Origin of the sequence: Mumia sp. ZJ1417 (genome assembly GCF_014127285.1) — a bacterium.
Taxonomy (GTDB): Bacteria; Actinomycetota; Actinomycetes; order Propionibacteriales; family Nocardioidaceae; genus Mumia.
In genome coordinates this window covers 882,824-899,787 of the sequence record NZ_CP059901.1, presented here as the reverse complement: position 1 = coordinate 899,787, position 16,964 = coordinate 882,824, and the positions used below count along the sequence as shown (strand labels likewise).

The window sequence follows — 16,964 nt, the reverse complement described above, 5'->3', positions numbered from 1 at the left end:
TACGGTGACGCATGGCGACCGACCCCTCCGTCCCACGTCTCGCGACCACCGACGATGCCACACAGATCGCGGGCCTCCTTGACGACTTCAACACCGAGTACGGCTGGCCGTCCCCGGGCGTCGACGTGCTCGCACCGCGCCTGCGTACGCTGCTCGGCGACCCGGCGGTGATCGCGATCGCCGCCGGCTCGCCGCTCGACGCAGTCGCGCTGGTGACGTTGCGGCCGAACGTCTGGGTCGACGGCAGCGTGGCGGTGCTCGACGAGCTGTACGTGGTGCCCCAGCTGCGAGGGCGCGGGATCGGCTCGGCCGTGGTCGACCTGCTCCTCGCGTACGCGCGCGACCACGGCATCGACCTGATCGAGATCAACGTCGACGAGGCCGACCTCGACGCCCAGCGGTTCTACGAGCGCCACGGATTCTCCGGAATCGTCGAGGAGACCGGCGAGCGGGCGTACTACTTCGCGCACGAGATCGCCCGCTGAACGACGCGGCGCCGTGCTCCCGGCGGGATTCGAACCCGCACTGAGACGGGTTTAAGCCGTCTGCCTCTGCCGGTTGGGCTACAGGAGCGTGGCGCCATTGTCCCGTACCGGGTGTGCGGGCGTGCAGTGACCCGGGGGCGCTAGAAACCGACCCGGGAGCGGGCAGAACCGACCCGGGGGCTCAGGGGGCGGAGGTGCCGGCGATCTCGTACGCGCGGATCGTCCGCCTCTCAAGGTTGTCCCGGACGAGGACCAGCGAGAGCCGCCACATCCGCGCGTGCTGCGCTCCGACGGCCTCGACCACGGCGTCCCAGTGCGCGACGAGACGCCCGCCGATGCGTGCGAGACGCTCACGCTCCTCGGCGACCACCTCGCGTACGGCGTCGACGACGAGACCGTCGCCCTCCCACCGAGCGATCGTGGCGCTCAGTGGCTCGGGGTCGGTGTAGACGACCTCCGTACGGGCGTCGCCGCCGCGCTGCGTGTCGCCGAGGACCGCGTCGGCCAACTCCGGGGGCAGCTCGTCGCGCAGCTGCGCAGGGACGTCCAGATAGCCCGTGACCGCGTCGACCGGCTCGTTCGGCCCACGCGGCGCAGGCCCGACCGCCCCGAGCTGCACGGTCAGCCGCAGCACCTCGCGCCGGTCGGCGGCCTCGAGCGCACGCTTGGCCGACGCGTGCTCCACGTAGTCGCGCATCAGCCGTACCGCCGCCTCGAGGTCGCCCTCGACGGTGAGCTCGCCGGCGATGTAGGCGCGCGCGATGCCGGTCTGCCCCGGAGACCACACCAGGCGTCTGACCGTACGGCGGGACTCGATGTGGGCCTCGATCGCCCGGTCTCCGACCTCCGGCTCGACCCGGGACCCGTCCCAGGCGGTGAGCGTGACGGGCGGCGCCTCTCCGTAGACCTGGACGAGCAGGTCGACCAAGCGGCCCGCCACTCCCGCGTGGGTCTGGGTGGTGGTCTCCTCAGGCATCGCTGACCTCCTTTGCGCGTGCCATGACGGTGTCGAGCATGGGCTCGGTGAGCCGTCCTGTGAACGTGTTCTGCTGGCTGGGGTGGAAACAGCCCAGGAGGTGGACCGTACCGCCCGAAGGTTTCGGGAGTGTGGCGTCGACACCATGCCCGAACTTCGGCCGTGGCCTCGGCACCTTCGCCCCGAGCGCAGCGAAGGTCCGCAGCGTCGCATCCCATCCGTACGACCCGAGCGCGACGATCGCGCGGACCGACGGGAGGACGAGACGCAGCTCCTCCTCCAGCCAGGGTGCACACGTGTCGCGCTCCTCCGTGGTGGGTTTGTTCGCGGGCGGTGCGCAGCGGACGGCAGCGACCATGCGGCCACCGATCAGCCGCTGGCCGTCGCCGGCGTGGACGCTGGTCGCCTGCGCGGCGAGCCCGACCCGGTGGAGGGACGCGAAGAGCCAGTCGCCCGAGCGGTCGCCGGTGAAGATCCGCCCCGTACGGTTGCCGCCGTGCGCGGCCGGCGCGAGGCCGACGATCAGCACCCGTGGGTCAGGGTCGCCCCAGCCGGGGATCGGGCGGCCCCAGTATGGCTCGTCGGCGAACGCGCGCCGCTTCGTGACGGCGACCTCCTCGCGCCACTCGACCAGCCGCGGGCACGCCCGGCAGACAGAGACGCGGGCGTCGAGCTCGTGCAGCGGAGCCGCGGACGCCGCCAGCTCGCGTACCTGCTCGGCGTCGTGCGCGACCGGCGTCGTGGGCGTCGCCCGATCGTCGGGCCACCCCGTCCCCGGGGTGACCGGTGAGGTGAAGTCGGTGGACGTCAGAGCGACACCGCCCGGTCGCGCGTGAGCGCCGCGTCGGCGGCGTCGAGGATCTCGTCCCAGTGCTCGTCGGCCCACGAGCACACCGCGTCGAGCGGTGTCAGGAGGCTGCGTCCGAGGTCGGTGAGCGCGTAGTCGACACGGCGCTCACGGCCGGCCACCTCCGTACGGAGGACGTAGCCTTCGCGCTCCAGCGTCCGCAGCGACGACGTCAGCACCTTGGCGGTGATGCCCCGCAGCGGGACCCTCAGCTCACCGAAACGGCGCGGCCCCTCGGCGAGGCAGCGCACGATCAGCGCACCCCACTTGTCGCCCACCCGGACCGGCGACAGCGAGGACGGGCACGCGGGATCGAACATGTCGGGATCGAGAGGCGCGAGCACCTGACCACCCTAGTCACGAGGCACGACGGTTTCCGAACGGAAACCAGCCCTCTCGCTAGCGTCCGGGCTCCGGCAGGGCGCCGGTGACACCACGCAGGAGGTATGGGGATGGGCAAGATCATGGTCGTCGGGGCCGGAGGGCGGGCAGGTCGCGCTGCGACCGCAGAGGCCGTACGGCGCGGGCACGAGGTGACGGCGGTGGTCCGAGATCCCGGACGGTACGGGGACCTCGCCGGGCCGGGCGTCACGCTCGTCGCGGGCGACGTCACAGACGCGGACACGCTCGGCACGCTTGCGGCGGGGCACGACGCGGTGGTCGCGGCGGTGTACGACACGTCCTCGACGGACCCGCGGGGGTTCTTCGTCGCCACCGCGCACGCCTTGACCACCGGGCTCGCGCACGCCGGGGTGACGCGGCTGGTGTGGGTGGGGCTCGCGTCGCTGCTGCCGACGGCGGACGGCACGCCGCTGATGGACACCGGCGGCTATCCGAACGAGCACCGCGACTTCTTCCTTGCGCACGCCGCCGCGACCGACGCGTTCGCGGAGGCCGGCGACGGGCTGGACTGGGTGTCGCTGTCGCCCTCCGGGGACTTCGACCACGGCGGGACGTCGACCGGCGGGTACGCGGTGGCGCCGGCCGACGCGGACAGCCGCATCACGTACGAGGACTTCGCGCGCGCTCTGCTCGACGAGGTCGACGCGCCGAGCGTGTCGCGGACGCACGTGGGCGTGGAGCGCCACACCTCGTAGGGCGCAGGCGGAGCGGGCCGCTCAGAGTGCGAGCGCCGACGGAATGTCGGTGTGGAGGAAGTCGTCGCCGACGGACAGCAGCGGCTCGCGCTCCGCCGAAGCGAGTGCATAGGCGAAGCAGTCACCGAGGTTGAGCTGTGCGGGGTGGCCGCTCCCGCACCCGAAGTCGCGGTATGCGTCGCGCGCGATCGCCGCATGCGCGGCGGTGAACGCGACGGGGACGACCCCGAAGGCCTCGAGCAGCCGGTCGACACGACGGCGCTGCTGCGGGGCCGACCGGCTGTCGACCACCGCGTACAGCTCGACGAGCGTCGCGGTCGAGATCCTCGGCTCGGGGTCCGCAAGGAGTGCTGCGGTCAGGGCCTCGGCCTCCGGCTCGCCCAGCAGGATCGCGACGAGCGCCGACGTATCGACGATCACCGCGGGAGCCCGTGCTCGTCGTACACAGCGTCGTCAGCGAGGCTCATCGTGCGTCGGTCCTCGTCGGTGAGGTCGCGTCGGAACTCGACGAGCAGTCGCTCGACGCGCTGGTGGTCGGCCGCCTGCACCACCGACGCGCCTTCGGCCTCCAGCTCGGCCAGCCGCCGTCGTACCGCATCTTCGACGGCGCTGGTCTGGCTCGTGCCCGTGACCTCGGCGAGCCGGCGGACGAGGGCGTGGGTGCCCGTCAGGCAACCGTCACCGTGGCGAAACGCCGCCGCGGACACCCCGCGGAACGAGCGTTTGCGCTACGTACGGGGAGGACTACCTGCTGCGCGGGGTGGCGCACAAGCACGTCGGCGAGAAGACGCTGGTCGCCGAGCTCGACCCGTACGCGGCGGGGTGGCGCAACGCGTTCGACCACGACCGGGCGACGGGTCCGGCGCGCGGAGGCCGCACGCGCGTGGGCGCTGCAGTTCGACCGTGCGCACGTGCTCGATGGCATCCTCCAGAAGGTCTGGGGCGCCCGGTCCGTCACTGCGATCGGCGCCTGAGCCGCGCTCAGACCAGCGACCAGGCGATGCCGTCGAGGATGTCGTGCTCGGAGACGACGAGCGCGTCGGGTGTCGTACGAGCGAGGAGGCGCGACAGGATCACCGCTCCCCCACCGATCACGTCCGCGCGCCCGGGATGCATGAACGACCACGACCGGCGCTCCTCGACCGACGCGGCGAGGAGCGCGTCGCACGAGGCGAGGACGTCCGCGACGGGCAGCTGCGCGTGGTGGATGCGGGTGGAGTCGTACTCCTCGAGGCCGAGCACGTGCGCGGCCACCGTCGTGATCGTGCCCGCGACACCCACGACCGTACGGGCCTGCGCGACGTCCACCGTGCTCGCGTCAAGGACCGCGTCGACGTCCGCTGCGCACTCCACGATCTCCGCCGCGGTCGGCGGGTCGCTGCGCAGGTGGCGCTCGGTCATCCGTACGGAGCCGATGTCGAGCGACTGCTCGGCCCCCGCGACACCGTCCTCGCCCAGGATCAGCTCCGTCGAGCCTCCACCCAGGTCGACGACGAGGACGGGCTGCGCGACACCGGGCAGGTCGCGCGCCGCCCCCGCGAACGACAGCGCGGCCTCCTCCGAGCCGGTGACGACGTCGGGGCCGACTCCGAGGCGCTCGCGCACGCCGTCCGCAAACACGTCGGCGTTGTCGGCGTCGCGCGTCGCGGACGTCGCGACGAACCGGACCCGCTCCGCACCGAGCTCGGCGATCACCCGTGCGTAGTCCTCACACGCAGCGAACGTCCGCTCCAACGCGCGGACGTCGAGCCTGCCCGTACGGTCGACGCCGTAGCCGAGCCGCACGATCTCCATCTGCCGAACCTGGTCGTCCGCCGTGCCGGTGTCCGCGTCGAGGTCTGTGACGAGCAGCCGGATCGAGTTCGTGCCGCAGTCGATCGCGGCGACTCGCGTCACGGCGTGTCGCTCTGGAGCTGCGCAGGCGGGGCGCCAGGACCGTCGCAGGTCGTCCCTGTCCACCAGTCGCCGAGCACGCGGATCGTCTCGTCGCCGAGCGGGTTGACGCCCGGCCCCTTCGCCAGCGCGTGGCCCGCGAGCACGTGCAGGCACTTCACGCGGGTCGGCATGCCGCCGGCCGACACCCCGTCGATCTCGGGCACATCGGCGATCTGCCGCCGCTCGGCGAGGTACGACTCGTGCGCGCGCTGATATGCGGCCGCGAGCTCGGGATCCTCGGCGAGCCGTTCACTCATCTCGCGCATCAGCCCGGACGCCTCGAGCGTGCCGAGCATGCCGTTGATCCGCGCGCACGTGACGTAGTACAGCGTCGGGAACGGCGTACCGTCCGGCAGGCGGGGCTCGGTCTTGACGACGTTGGGGTGCCCGGACGGGCAGCGGCTCGCGATCTCGACCACGCCCCGCGGTGTACGGCCGAGCTGCTCGCGGATCGCGTCGAGGTCGGCCTGGGTCGGGGGAATCGGGTCGGTCACTGTCCTTCGTCCTGCTTCTTCGGCGTCACGACGACGTCGGGCGACGTCGCGGGGGTCGTGGGGTCGGGCACTCCGCCGGCGCGCTCCACCGACGTCCACAGCGTGGAGTACCACTCGGTTTGCGCAGCGCTGGTCGGGGACGCGTCGGGCAGCTCGGGGCCCTTGCCGACGGGCTTGCCGTCAGGGCCGAGCACGGTGAACCCGACCTCGCCCGGCATCAGCCAGCCGAAGCGCGAGCGCGCCTGCTGCTCGACGTACTCGGGATCGTCGAAGCGAGCCTTCTGCTTCTCGAGGTCGTCGAGCGCCTGCGTGGACTCGGCGATCTGCGCCCGCGCCGTCGCGAGGGCGTCGCGCTGCTGGAGGAAGGCCTTCAGGCTCGACGCGTACGAGATGGCGAGCACCAGCAGCACCAGCAGCAGCACCGCCATGCGGCGGGTCAGGCGCGGGCGTCCGTACGTGGTGACGGCCTCGGCGGCCGGTGTCGCGCCACGACCACGACGAGGCGCACCCGGCCGGCCGGCGGGGCTCCTCCTCGGGTCGCGGCGCGACGGGGACGGCACGCGTCAGGCCTTCAGCCGGGGGAACGCCGCGCGTCCGGCGTAGGTGCCGGCGTCGTCGAGCAGCTCCTCGATGCGGAGCAGTTGGTTGTACTTCGCGACCCGCTCGGACCGCGCCGGGGCACCGGTCTTGATCTGGCCGCAGTTGGTCGCGACGGCGAGGTCGGCGATCGTGGTGTCCTCGGTCTCGCCTGAGCGGTGGCTCATCATGCAGCGGTAGCCGTTGCGGTGCGCGAGGTCGACGGCCTCGAGCGTCTCGGTGAGCGTGCCGATCTGGTTGACCTTGACGAGCAGCGCGTTGCCCGCGTGCTCGTCGATGCCGCGCTGGAGGCGCTCGGAGTTGGTGACGAACAGGTCGTCGCCGACGAGCTGGACCTTGTCGCCGAGCTCGCTCGTGATGGCCTTCCAGCCGTCCCAGTCGTCCTCGTCGAGCGGGTCCTCGATCGAGACGATCGGGTACGAGGCGACGAGGTCGGCGTAGTAGGCGGTCATCTCGGCGGCCGACTTCGGCGCACCCTCGAAGCGGTACGCGCCATCACCGTAGAACTCCGACGCGGCGACGTCGAGCGCGAGCGCGATGTCGGTGCCGAGCTTGAGGCCGGTGGTCTCGACGGCCTTCGCGATGAGGTCGAGAGCAGCGCGGTTGGAGCTGAGGTTGGGAGCGAAGCCGCCCTCGTCGCCAAGGCCGGTCGCGAGTCCGTCGGACTTCAGGACCGACTTGAGCGCGTGATAGACCTCGACGCCCTGGCGGAGCGCGTCGGCGAAACTCGAGGCGCCGATCGGCGCGATCATGAACTCCTGGATGTCCACGTCGGTGTCGGCGTGGGCGCCGCCGTTGAGGATGTTCATCATCGGGACCGGGAGCACGTGGGCGTTGGCTCCGCCGACGTACTGGAACAGCGGGAGACCCGCCGACTGCGCGGCCGCACGAGCGACTGCGAGCGAGACGCCGAGGATCGCGTTGGCACCGAACTGCGCCTTGTTGGGGGTGCCGTCCAGGCGCAGCAGCGTCGCGTCGATGTAGCGCTGCTCGTCGGCGTCGAGGCCCAGGATCTCCGGGTGGATCACCTCGTTGACGGCATCGACGGCCTTCTGGACGCCTTTGCCGCCGTACCGCTCGCCGCCGTCACGCAGCTCGACGGCCTCGAACTTGCCGGTCGACGCGCCGGACGGGACGTCGGCCCGACCGATCGTGCCGTCGTCGAGGGCCACCTCGACCTCGACCGTGGGGTTGCCGCGCGAGTCGAGGATCTCTCGGGCTCCGACAGCTTCGATGCTTGCCACTACGGACTCCTAGTGCAGGACGGTGGGGTTCGTACACATCCTAAGAGGCACACCCGTCGGGGTCGTCCTCGTCCGTGCCGTGGCGCGCCGACGGCCGGGCAACCCGAGCCCCCGATCTTCCGCTGGTCGAGGAGTCCGAGCCCCCAAGGGCGCGGACGTACGAGACCACTCGGCGCCACTTCGACACACTCAGCGACCGACTCGACACGTCGCCGAGCACCCGCCCGTGGCCTCGAAACGGTCTCCGCCAGCGCTCGCCCTACTCGACCGACGGCACCAGGGCGTTGACCGTACGGCGCAGCGCAGCCTCCGGGTCCTGACCCGCCGCCCGCGCCTCGATCACCAGGGCGAGCAGGCGCTCTCCGAGCGAGTCACCCGCTGGCGCCGCCACCTCGCCTGCGCGCTGCAGCCGCCCCACGACCTTGTCAGCGTACGCCAGCGCGGGCAGCGTCGGGGGCACACCGTCGAGCACCGAGGTCCGCTGCTTCTCGGTCGCCTTGAGCCGCTGCCACGCGGCATCGACCTCGTCGGCCGTGGCCGCGTCGCCGTCGCCGAAGACGTGGGGGTTGCGGCGGACGAGCTTCTCGACGATCCCGGCGGCGACGTCGTCGATGTCCCAGCCGTCGTCGCTCACGCCGTCGACCGGTCGTGCGGCGACCGCCGCGTGGAACACGACCTGCATGAGGAGGTCGCCGAGCTCCTCGCGCAGCTCGTCGGTGTCGCCGCGGTCGAGCGCGTCGAGCACCTCGTACGACTCCTCGAGCAGGTACTGCTGGAGCGAGGCGTGCGTCTGCTCGCGCGTCCAGGGGCACTCGACGCGCAGCTGGTCCATCACCGCCACGAGGTCGAGCAGCCGCGCGCCCGGGAGGTCGTACGACCCGAAGACGATCTCGACCTCACCGACGGGTTCGGTGCCGCTCTCGGAGCGGGCCAGAAGCGTGTCGGCCAGGGCGTGGGCCCACTCCACATCGCCGGTCGGGGCGATCCAGACGGTGTCGGCGGACACGTCGTCCAGTCGGCCGAGCGGCTCGACGCGCACGTCGACGCCTGCTGCGCGCACGGCCTCGACAGTCGGATCGTCCTCAGGGGCGAGGACGAGCGAGGCTTCACGGAGCGCGTCCCACCCCGCTGCCGTCAGCAGGCCGGGAGCGACACGCGGGCTGGTGACGAGGATCCTCACTCGCTCGACTCTACGCCGCGGCACTGCTGGTTGGCCGGGAGCGTCGTGGGGTCGATCTGGTCGAGCTGCTCGCGCGAGACCGACAGCTGCAGCGCCGGGTCGGGCTGCCCGTCGTTGGAGATCCCGAAGCGCGGATCGACCGCGGCGTCGACGCGTACGAGCTCCTCGGAGACGACCTCGGTGCCGGCCCCCATCAGCTGCTCGGCGTTCTCCTGGGTCGGAGCGGTCCCGGTGTCGTCTGCACCGATCGCGGTCCGCAGCGCCTGGCTCTCGAAGTCGCGCTCGAGGATCTCGACGATGTCGTCGAACTGGTCGCCACCGAACATCGTCTCCAACTGCTCGAGGTCGGCCGGCTGCAGCGCGTACTGCGACGGCGGCACCTCGATGCCGCGGTCGTCGGCGACCTTGCGCGCGCCGGCGAGCTGGAGCTGCTGGGTCGCGATCACCTGACGGACCTGGCCCTGCGCGGGAGCCTGACCGCCCTGCGAGGTCGCGACCGTCGCCAGATAGGTGCATCCGGCGTCGGCGAGCGTGTCGAAGCGGTCCATCGACAGGGTCGACGAACCCACCACCACCGCGTCGCCTGGGAAGGTCGACCCGCAGCCGGCGAGCATCAGCGAGGCCGCAGCGGCGGCGAGGAGCGGGCGCAGAGCGGGACGGTGGGGCATGCGGGAACGGTCCTCTCGTACGGGTGACGTGACGCGGGACTCAGCCTAACCACACGTCCTTGCACCGACCACGCCGGACCAGCAACCCTAGAGCGTGCCCATCTCCTTCTGGACCGCGGTCGCGAGGTCGACGTCGACGTTGCCGAGATAGACCCATACCCGCTGCAGCACCTCGTCCGTCACGCCGTCCGCGAGGTGCCCCGCGATGTTGTGGGCGAGGCGGGCGCGCGCGGCGTCGTCGAGCACCTCGCGGTAGAGCGTGCCCGGCTGCCCGAAGTCGTCGTCCTCGGGGTGCAGGTCGTACGGAGCACGGATCTGCTCGCCGGACGCGGCCCAGCCCTTGCCGTCGGTGAGGCGCTGCGTGTCCGCCGCGGGGCCCCCGTACGAGTTGGGCGCGTAGACCGGGAGCGACGGGTCGTTCCACGCGTATCGCATCGCCCCCTCCTTGGAGTAGGTGTGCACCGGCGACTTCGGTGCGTTCACCGGCAGCTGCGTGTAGTTGGTGCCGATCCGGTAGCGGTGCGTGTCGGCGTACGAGAACACGCGGCCGAGCAGCATCTTGTCCGGGCTGATGAACACGCCGGGGACGAGGTTGCTGGGCTCGAAGGCTGCCTGCTCGATCTGTGCGAAGAAGTTCTGCGGGTTCTCGTTGAGCGTCATCGTCCCGACCGGGATCCGCGGGTAGTCCTTCTGCGAGATCGTCTTGGTGAGGTCGAAGATGTTGAACCGGTACGACTCCGCCTCCTCGAACGGCACGATCTGCACCTCGAGCGACCAGCTCGGGAAGTTGCCGTCGGCGATCGCGTCGAAGAGGTCCTTGCGGTGCAGGTCAGGGTCGCTCCCGGCGAGCCGGTCGGCGTCCTCCTGCGTCAGGAAGTCGATGCCCTGCTTGGTCTTGAAGTGGTAGCGCACCCAGAAGCGGTCGCCGGCTTCGTTGATCCACTGGTACGTGTGGGAGCTGAAGCCGTCCATGTTCCGGTACGACCTCGGGATGCCCCGGTCGCCCATCAGCCAGATCACCTGGTGCGCCGACTCCGGGGACAGGCTCCAGAAGTCCCACTGCATGTTGTGGTCGCGCAGGCCGGAGTCGGGCATTCGCTTCTGCGAGCGGATGAAGTCCTGGAACTTCATCGGGTCGCGGACGAAGAAGACCGGCGTGTTGTTGCCGACCATGTCGTAGTTGCCCTCGTCGGTGTAGAACTTCAGCGCGAAGCCACGGGGGTCGCGCCACGTGTCGGGGCTCCCCTGCTCCCCCGCGACGGTCGAGAAGCGCGCCACCATCGGGGTCTTCTTGCCCGGCTGGAAGAGCGAGGCCTTCGTGTAGGCACTCACGTCACCGGTGATCTCGAGCTCACCGAACGCGCCCGAACCCTTCGCGTGCACGACCCGCTCGGGCACCCGTTCGCGGTTGAACTGCGCCATCTTCTCGATCAGGTAGTGGTCGTGCAGCACGATCGATCCGAGGTCTCCCTGCGTCAGCGAGAGCTCGTCGCTCTCGACCGGGATCCCCGCGTTCGTGGTGGTCGGATCAGTCATCGTTCACTCCCCTGTCGCTGGTGGCACCGACGATCGCCGGCTCACGGGAGCCGCACGGGGCGCACGTCCCCCAGAACACGACCTCGGCGGCCGCGATGTCGTACCCGTGCGTGTCGCTCGGTACGAGGCACGGCGCGGACCCGACCGCGCAGTCGACGTCGTCGATACGCCCGCAGACCTCGCACACGAGGTGGTGGTGGTTGTCGGCTGTCCGGGTCTCGAACAGCGCCGGGGATCCCGCCGGCTGGATCCGCCGTACGAGGCCGCGCTCCGTGCACGCGGCCAGCACGTCGTACACCGCCTGGACGGACACCGAGCCGAGCGCGTCGCGGGTCATCGCGATGAGGGTCTCGGCGCTCGCGTGCGGGCGCTCGCGCAGGGCGCTCAGGACGGCGATCCGCTGGCGCGTCACCCTCATCCCAGCGCCGCGCAGCTCCGACTCGGCATCCCAGATCTTGGTCCCCGGCACCTCTCCACCGTGCGTCGGGATCTGGTGCGCTGCAAGCCGGGCGGCTGCCGCGGCGGACAGAGCCGCGTCCTACGCTCGGCGCATGGAGATCTGGGTGAACCCCGCCTGCAGCAAGTGCCGCACCGCCGTGGCCGCCCTCGACGAGGCCGGTGCGGACTACACCGTACGGCGCTATCTCGAGGAGCCGCCGACGGTCGACGAGCTCGCCGCCGTGGTGCAGCGGCTCGGGCTCGAGCCGTGGGACGTCGCCCGCCCGAAGGAGGCCCGCGACGCCGGGCTGACCGCGATCCCGAAGGACGCCGAGCACCGTGCGGAGTGGCTGGCGGGCCTCGTCGCGCACCCGTCGGCGATCCAGCGCCCGATCATTACCACCGACGACGGCACGACGGTGATCGCGCGCGATCCCGAGACGCTGGCGCGGGTCGTCGGGAACTGACCCGGGACCCGGCAGGAATCGACCCGAGAGCCGGCAGAGACCGACCCGGGGTCAGGGGGCGGAGGGAGCGATGACGGTGTCGATCAGCGTGCGGCACCAGTCCATCAGCTCGGCGTCACGCAGCGGCTGACCCGCGACCTTCGCGGTCTTGGGCCGCGGCACGAGCAGGAGCTGCGCCGTGGCCTTGACCACCGAGCCCGGATAGACACGCTTGAGCCGCATCTGGCGCGACTCCGGCAGGTCGACTCCGGAGATCCGGATGTTGTTGCCCGCCACCGTGAGCTCGGAGATGCCGACGTCGCGGGCCCGCACCCGCAGCCGGGCGACACCGAGCAGCGCGTCGACCGCAGCGGGCGGCTCGCCGTACCGGTCGACGAGCTCGTCGCGCACCTCGGCGACCTCCTCGTCGGTACGGACGTCGGCGAGGCGCTTGTACATCTCGAGGCGCAGCCGCTCACTCGGCACGTAGTCGTGCGGCAGGTGCGCGTCGACGGGGAGCTCGAGCTTGACCTCGTGCACGTCCTCACCCTGATCGCCGCGGTACTCCGCGACGGCCTCGCCGACCAGCCGGACGTACAGGTCGAACCCGACGTCGGCGATGTGGCCCGACTGCTCCCCGCCGAGCAGGTTGCCGGCACCGCGGATCTCGAGGTCCTTCATCGCAATCGCCATGCCGCCGCCGAGCTCGGAGTGCTGCGCGATCGTCGAGAGCCGCTCGTGCGCGGTCTCGGTGAGGGGCTTCTCCGGCGGGTAGAGGAAGTAGGCGTAGGCCCGCTCGCGCGAACGCCCGACGCGTCCACGGAGCTGGTGCAGCTGCGAGAGACCGAGCATGTCGGCCCGCTCCACGATCATCGTGTTGGCGTTGGAGACGTCCAGGCCCGACTCCACGATCGTCGAGCAGACCAGCACGTCGTACTTCTTCTCCCAGAAGTCGAGCATGATCTGCTCGAGCTGGTGCTCGCCCATCTGCCCGTGCGCCATCGCGATGCGGGCCTCGGGCACGAGGTCGTGGAGCCGTTTGACGGCCTTGTCCATCGAGTTGACCCGGTTGTGGATGTAGAACGCCTGCCCGTCGCGCAGCAGCTCGCGCCGGATCGCCGCCACGACCTGCCGGTCCTCGTACGGGCCGACGAAGCTGAGCACCGGGTGCCGCTCCTCCGGCGGGGTCTGGATCGTCGACATCTCGCGGATGCCTGTCACGGCCATCTCGAGCGTGCGCGGGATCGGAGTCGCCGACATCGACAAGACGTCCACCGCGGCGCGCAGCGTCTTGAGCGCCTCCTTGTGCTCGACGCCGAAGCGCTGCTCCTCGTCGACGACGACGAGCCCGAGCTTGGGGATCTTGACGCCCTTCTGGAGCAGGCGGTGCGTGCCGATGACGAGGTCGACCGAGCCGTTGGCCAGCCCGTCGAGGACCTCCTTGGACTCCTTCTCGGTCTGGAACCGCGACAGCGCCTTGAGAACGACCGGGAACTGGGCGTAGCGCTCGGAGAACGTCGCGAAGTGCTGCTGCACGAGCAGCGTCGTCGGCACCAGGACGATGACCTGCATGCCGTCCTGGATCGCCTTGAACGCCGCACGCACCGCGATCTCGGTCTTGCCGTAGCCGACGTCGCCGCAGACCAGCCGGTCCATCGGGACGGGCCGCTCCATGTCGCGCTTGACCTCGTCGATCGTCGCGAGCTGGTCGGGCGTCTCGTGGTACGGGAAGGCGTCCTCGAGCTCGCGCTGCCACGGGGTGTCCGCGCCGAACGTGTGGCCCTGCGTCGCCTGCCGCGCGGCGTACAGCTTGATGAGCTCGCCGGCGATCTGCTTGACCGCCTTGCGCGCACGCGACTTGCGCTTGTTCCAGTCGGCGCCGCCGAGCCGGTCGAGACTCGGCTGCTCGCCGCCGACGTAGCGGGTGACCTGGTCGAGCTGGTCGGTCGGCACGAAGAGCCGGTCCGCCGGCTGGCCGCGCTTGGAGGCGGCGTACTCGATGACGAGGTACTCGCGGACCGCGCCCTGCACCGTCCGCTGCATCATCTCGACGTACTTGCCGACGCCGTGCTGCTCGTGGACGACGTAGTCGCCGGGGGTCAGCTCGAGCGGGTCGATCTGCTTCTTGCGCCGCGAGGGCATCTTGCGGTCGTCGCGCGGCGCGGCGGCGGTCTGACCGACGAGGTCGTCCTGGGTGAGGACGACGAGGTCGACGCCTTCGGCGACGAAGCCGTGGTCGATCTCGCCGCAGACCACATGGACGAGGTGGGGGGTGAGGTCGTCGGCGGTGATCGAGGCGTGGAACCGGCCCGGGATGTCGTGCTCGCCGAGCACCTCCACGCTGCGCGCCGCCTGCCCTTCGCCCGGCGTCACGAGCGCGACGCGGGTGCCCGCGGACAGCCAGCCCTTGAGGTCGACCAGGGCGCGCTCGACCTCGCCGCGGTATGACGGGGTCGGCGCGAACGGCAGGTTGACGCTGTCGGCGTCCCCGATGGTTGAGCCTGTCGAAACCGAGCCACCGGTGGTTGAGCCTGTCGAAACCGAGCCTGTCGAAACCTCCTCGTCCCTCACGAACGGCGACGTGGACCACCAGGCCCGCCCGGACGCGAGGGTGTGCTGGCGGACGTCGCCGAGGCTCCAGTACGCCGCCGCGCCGAGGTCGATCGGCGCCTTGCCGCCGCCGGCAGCGGCCGCCCAGGACGCCGCGAGGAACTCCTCGCTCGTCGCCACGAGGTCGTGCGCCCTCGTACGGACACGCTCGGGGTCGCAGACGAGCACCGTCGCGTCGGACGGCAACAGGTCGACCAGCAGCTCCATGCCGTCGACGAGAGCGGGCGCGAGCGACTCCATGCCCTCGACCGCCACCCCCTCGGCCAGCTTGTCGAGCATCTCGGCGAGCTCGGGGTGCGCGTCGGCGAGCTCGCGGGCCCGCGCCCGGACCTCGTCGGTGAGCAGCAGCTCGCGGCACGGCGGCGCCCACACGTGGTCGACAGGATCGGTCGAGCGCTGGTCGGCGACCGAGAAGTGGCGGATCTCGTCGACCTCGTCGCCGAAGAACTCGACACGCAACGGGTGGTCCTCGGTCGGCGGGAACACGTCGATGATGCCGCCGCGGACGGCGAACTCGCCCCGCTTGGTCACCAGGTCGACACGCGAGTACGCCGCGTCTGCGAGGCCGCGGACCAGGTCCTCGAGGTCGGCCTCGTCGCCACGCCGCAGCGTGACCGGCACGAGGTCGGCCAGGCCCTTGACCTGGGGCTGGAGCACCGACCGGATCGGCGCGACGACGACCTTGAGCGGGCCCGCGTCCGGGGTGGAGCCGGGATGCGAGATGCGTCGCAGCACCGCGAGGCGTCGGCCGACGGTGTCCGAGCGGGGCGACAGCCGCTCGTGCGGCAGGGTCTCCCACGCAGGGAAGTCCGCGACGAGATCCGGGCCGATGAGCGACCCGATCTCCTCGCTCAGCTCCTCTGCCTCGCGGGCAGTCGCGGTCACGACGAGCACGACCGGGCTCGCCGGCGCCAGGGCAGCGGCGAGGAACGGACGCAGGGACGGAGGGGCCGACAGGTCGAGCGCCGTCACGCCCGCGCGACGGTCTGCGACCGTACGGGCGAGCGTGGGATCGGCGGCGACGACCTCGGCCAAGGCGTGCAAGGACATCGTCTCCAGCCTAGTCGCACGCCCCAGCCGTACCTCATCGCCCGCCAGACAGAGGTCTCGACATCGGCGTCGCACGGACGACACCGATGTCGAGACTCCTCTCCGTCAGCGGCGGTGACGGTGCTGCGACAGCCTGTACTTCACGAGCGTCGACTCCGGTGCTGGCGGCCTGCCGGCGAACAGGTCCTCGAGCTCGGGCGACGACGTCGCGTACAGCGAGCCGCCGGCGTACTCGACCGAGGTCGCCCACGGCAGCGGCGCGAACGGCTTCGGCGTACGGCTGCCGCGCTTGAGCACGGACAGCTGGTTGCCGAAGATCTCCGCCACGTAGATGTCGCCCTTCGGCGTCACCGCGAGGTTCGTCGCGCCGAGGAAGCCGCCCGCGACCTTCACGGTCCGGCCGGAGACCGGGTTGACCTTGTAGACCGCGCCGCGCGCACCGAGGCTCGGGTCCTCAGGACCGCCGGGCAGCAGCGACACATAGAGCCAGCCGTCGGGTCCCCACTCGACGTCGGTCGGCACCGGGTCGAAGTAGTACGACAGGCCGACCGCGCACGCCGGGATCCCGAACGCCCCCGCGAGCTCGGCGGTGATCTTCAGCGGCTGCCCGGGCATGAGCGCCAGCGTCGTGATCCGCCCGCTCGCGCTGATCCGCTGGATCGAGTTCGCGCCCGCGTCGGCGACGAAGGTGGTGCCGAACGGCCCCGGCAGCGTCGCGTACGGGTGCGGGTTGACGTCACCGGTGTACGTGGAGGGCGGCGGGCCCTCTCCCGTCTCCGGATCGGGTGCGGGCCACTGCGCCGCGCACTCGGCGCTGATGCCGCGCGCACCGTAGACGACGTCGCCGTCGGGGTTGTTCGCGATCTCGTACGCCCCGGTGTCCGCGACGACCTTGACGGTTCCGCGCCTGTCGATCGACTTGATGCCGGTGAACCCGCCCGGGTTCTCCGGATCGCCGGAGAAGCCCGTCTCCGCGAACAGGACCTTGCTGCGCGCGACCGACACGCCACCGACCTCGGGCGGCTGCTCAGAGCCCGCCGGCGGCGTCGCCTGGTAGATGTCGCTCCGGGCTCCTCGCTTGGGGATCTTGGTGAGGGTGCCGGAGAAGTTCTGGGTCACGTACGCCGTTCCGTCGCGGGCGACGGCCGAGCTCAGGGCGGTGAACAATCCGTCGGCCACCGTCGTGGCAGCCGGTGGCCTGGGCGGCTTGTGACCGCCGTGCGCCTGAGCAGGCGCGATCGCGAGGCCGAGCGTCAGCGCCGTTGCGGCACCGACGACGAGGACAGGTGCTCGTCTCATGGAATTCCCCCGTGGGTCTGCTGAGAGTCGCCGAGATCGACCGGTGGACACCGCAGACACTC

General features: G+C 71.3%; 18 protein-coding genes and 1 tRNA gene. 3 read left to right on the top strand and 16 right to left on the bottom strand.

Features of this window, described 5'->3' with window-relative positions; all coding sequences use genetic code 11:
- The first annotated feature begins 11 nt into the window (after positions 1-11).
- On the top strand, positions 12-485 hold the full coding sequence (locus H4N58_RS04290; RefSeq protein ID WP_167248906.1) for a GNAT family N-acetyltransferase: 474 nt from the start codon (positions 12-14) through the stop codon (positions 483-485).
- A 14-nt stretch (positions 486-499) separates the two neighbouring features.
- Here H4N58_RS04290 and H4N58_RS04285 read toward each other — a convergent pair.
- From H4N58_RS04285 to H4N58_RS04270, 4 genes are all read right to left on the bottom strand, one after another.
- Positions 500-573, bottom strand: a tRNA-Leu gene (locus H4N58_RS04285).
- 93 nt (positions 574-666) lie between these two features.
- Positions 667-1,461: a hypothetical protein gene (locus H4N58_RS04280; RefSeq protein WP_167248908.1), complete on the bottom strand. Its 795-nt coding sequence runs from the start codon at positions 1,459-1,461 to the stop codon at positions 667-669.
- A complete protein-coding gene (locus tag H4N58_RS04275; protein WP_167249804.1) occupies positions 1,454-2,272 on the bottom strand; it encodes a uracil-DNA glycosylase in 819 nt (272 codons plus the stop codon). The genes H4N58_RS04280 and H4N58_RS04275 overlap by 8 nt, the downstream gene beginning before the upstream one ends.
- On the bottom strand, positions 2,269-2,652 hold the full coding sequence (locus H4N58_RS04270) for a helix-turn-helix domain-containing protein (protein ID WP_243842890.1): 384 nt from the start codon (positions 2,650-2,652) through the stop codon (positions 2,269-2,271). Before H4N58_RS04270 ends, H4N58_RS04275 begins: the two co-directional genes overlap by 4 nt.
- A 108-nt stretch (positions 2,653-2,760) precedes the next feature.
- Between H4N58_RS04270 and H4N58_RS04265 the strand changes: the two genes are divergently transcribed.
- Positions 2,761-3,405: an NAD(P)-dependent oxidoreductase gene (locus tag H4N58_RS04265; protein ID WP_167001731.1), complete on the top strand. Its 645-nt coding sequence runs from the start codon at positions 2,761-2,763 to the stop codon at positions 3,403-3,405.
- 21 nt (positions 3,406-3,426) lie between these two features.
- Here the strand turns inward: H4N58_RS04265 and H4N58_RS04260 are convergent, their stop codons facing one another.
- The 10 genes from H4N58_RS04260 to H4N58_RS04220 form a co-directional block, all read right to left on the bottom strand.
- Positions 3,427-3,825 (bottom strand): type II toxin-antitoxin system VapC family toxin, encoded by a 399-nt coding sequence (locus H4N58_RS04260; protein ID WP_167001730.1) that lies wholly within the window; start codon positions 3,823-3,825, stop codon positions 3,427-3,429.
- Positions 3,822-4,112 carry a type II toxin-antitoxin system VapB family antitoxin gene (locus H4N58_RS04255; protein ID WP_167001728.1) on the bottom strand — a complete coding sequence of 97 codons (291 nt, stop codon included), beginning with the start codon at positions 4,110-4,112 and terminating at the stop codon, positions 3,822-3,824. Before H4N58_RS04255 ends, H4N58_RS04260 begins: the two co-directional genes overlap by 4 nt.
- A 274-nt stretch (positions 4,113-4,386) precedes the next feature.
- Positions 4,387-5,301 carry a Ppx/GppA phosphatase family protein gene (locus H4N58_RS04250; RefSeq protein ID WP_167248910.1) on the bottom strand — a complete coding sequence of 305 codons (915 nt, stop codon included), beginning with the start codon at positions 5,299-5,301 and terminating at the stop codon, positions 4,387-4,389.
- The gene (locus H4N58_RS04245; protein ID WP_167248912.1) at positions 5,298-5,834 is read right to left on the bottom strand and encodes a DUF501 domain-containing protein; all 537 of its coding nucleotides are present in this window, start codon (positions 5,832-5,834) and stop codon (positions 5,298-5,300) included. The genes H4N58_RS04250 and H4N58_RS04245 overlap by 4 nt, the downstream gene beginning before the upstream one ends.
- Positions 5,831-6,394, bottom strand: coding sequence for a septum formation initiator family protein (locus tag H4N58_RS04240; RefSeq protein ID WP_167001723.1), 564 nt, complete (start codon positions 6,392-6,394; stop codon positions 5,831-5,833). Before H4N58_RS04240 ends, H4N58_RS04245 begins: the two co-directional genes overlap by 4 nt.
- Positions 6,395-6,397: 3 nt before the next feature.
- The gene (gene eno, locus H4N58_RS04235) at positions 6,398-7,675 is read right to left on the bottom strand and encodes a phosphopyruvate hydratase (RefSeq protein WP_167001721.1); all 1,278 of its coding nucleotides are present in this window, start codon (positions 7,673-7,675) and stop codon (positions 6,398-6,400) included.
- A 259-nt stretch (positions 7,676-7,934) separates the two neighbouring features.
- On the bottom strand, positions 7,935-8,855 hold the full coding sequence (locus H4N58_RS20540; protein ID WP_243845019.1) for a MazG family protein: 921 nt from the start codon (positions 8,853-8,855) through the stop codon (positions 7,935-7,937).
- Positions 8,852-9,523 carry a hypothetical protein gene (locus tag H4N58_RS20535; protein ID WP_243842888.1) on the bottom strand — a complete coding sequence of 224 codons (672 nt, stop codon included), beginning with the start codon at positions 9,521-9,523 and terminating at the stop codon, positions 8,852-8,854. Before H4N58_RS20535 ends, H4N58_RS20540 begins: the two co-directional genes overlap by 4 nt.
- Before the next feature lie 87 nt (positions 9,524-9,610).
- On the bottom strand, positions 9,611-11,059 hold the full coding sequence (locus H4N58_RS04225) for a catalase (protein ID WP_167248916.1): 1,449 nt from the start codon (positions 11,057-11,059) through the stop codon (positions 9,611-9,613).
- On the bottom strand, positions 11,052-11,528 hold the full coding sequence (locus H4N58_RS04220; RefSeq protein ID WP_347877917.1) for a Fur family transcriptional regulator: 477 nt from the start codon (positions 11,526-11,528) through the stop codon (positions 11,052-11,054). Before H4N58_RS04220 ends, H4N58_RS04225 begins: the two co-directional genes overlap by 8 nt.
- Positions 11,529-11,610: 82 nt before the next feature.
- Here H4N58_RS04220 and H4N58_RS04215 point away from each other — a divergent pair, with 82 nt between their 5' ends.
- Complete coding sequence (locus H4N58_RS04215; RefSeq protein WP_167001717.1) at positions 11,611-11,964, top strand: ArsC/Spx/MgsR family protein; 354 nt, start codon at positions 11,611-11,613, stop codon at positions 11,962-11,964.
- 51 nt (positions 11,965-12,015) lie between these two features.
- Here H4N58_RS04215 and mfd read toward each other — a convergent pair whose 3' ends face one another.
- Entirely contained in the window at positions 12,016-15,603 is a 3,588-nt protein-coding gene (gene mfd, locus H4N58_RS04210) for a transcription-repair coupling factor (protein WP_167248918.1), read from the bottom strand.
- A 105-nt stretch (positions 15,604-15,708) separates the two neighbouring features.
- Positions 15,709-16,902, bottom strand: a complete 1,194-nt coding sequence (locus tag H4N58_RS04205; RefSeq protein WP_167001714.1) for a ScyD/ScyE family protein — start codon at positions 16,900-16,902, stop codon at positions 15,709-15,711.
- Positions 16,903-16,964 lie beyond the last annotated feature (62 nt).

Excerpts from the sequence above, each read along its gene's own strand:
- H4N58_RS04290 (WP_167248906.1), top strand. The coding sequence starts at position 12 with ATGGCGACCGACCCCTCCGTCCCACGTCTCGCGACCACCGACGATGCC.
- H4N58_RS20535 (WP_243842888.1), bottom strand. The coding sequence starts at position 9,523 with ATGCCCCACCGTCCCGCTCTGCGCCCGCTCCTCGCCGCCGCTGCGGCC.
- H4N58_RS04265 (WP_167001731.1), top strand. The coding sequence starts at position 2,761 with ATGGGCAAGATCATGGTCGTCGGGGCCGGAGGGCGGGCAGGTCGCGCT.
- H4N58_RS04225 (WP_167248916.1), bottom strand. The coding sequence starts at position 11,059 with ATGACTGATCCGACCACCACGAACGCGGGGATCCCGGTCGAGAGCGAC.
- mfd (WP_167248918.1), bottom strand. The coding sequence starts at position 15,603 with ATGTCCTTGCACGCCTTGGCCGAGGTCGTCGCCGCCGATCCCACGCTC.
- H4N58_RS04215 (WP_167001717.1), top strand. The coding sequence starts at position 11,611 with ATGGAGATCTGGGTGAACCCCGCCTGCAGCAAGTGCCGCACCGCCGTG.
- H4N58_RS04280 (WP_167248908.1), bottom strand. The coding sequence starts at position 1,461 with ATGCCTGAGGAGACCACCACCCAGACCCACGCGGGAGTGGCGGGCCGC.
- H4N58_RS04205 (WP_167001714.1), bottom strand. The coding sequence starts at position 16,902 with ATGAGACGAGCACCTGTCCTCGTCGTCGGTGCCGCAACGGCGCTGACG.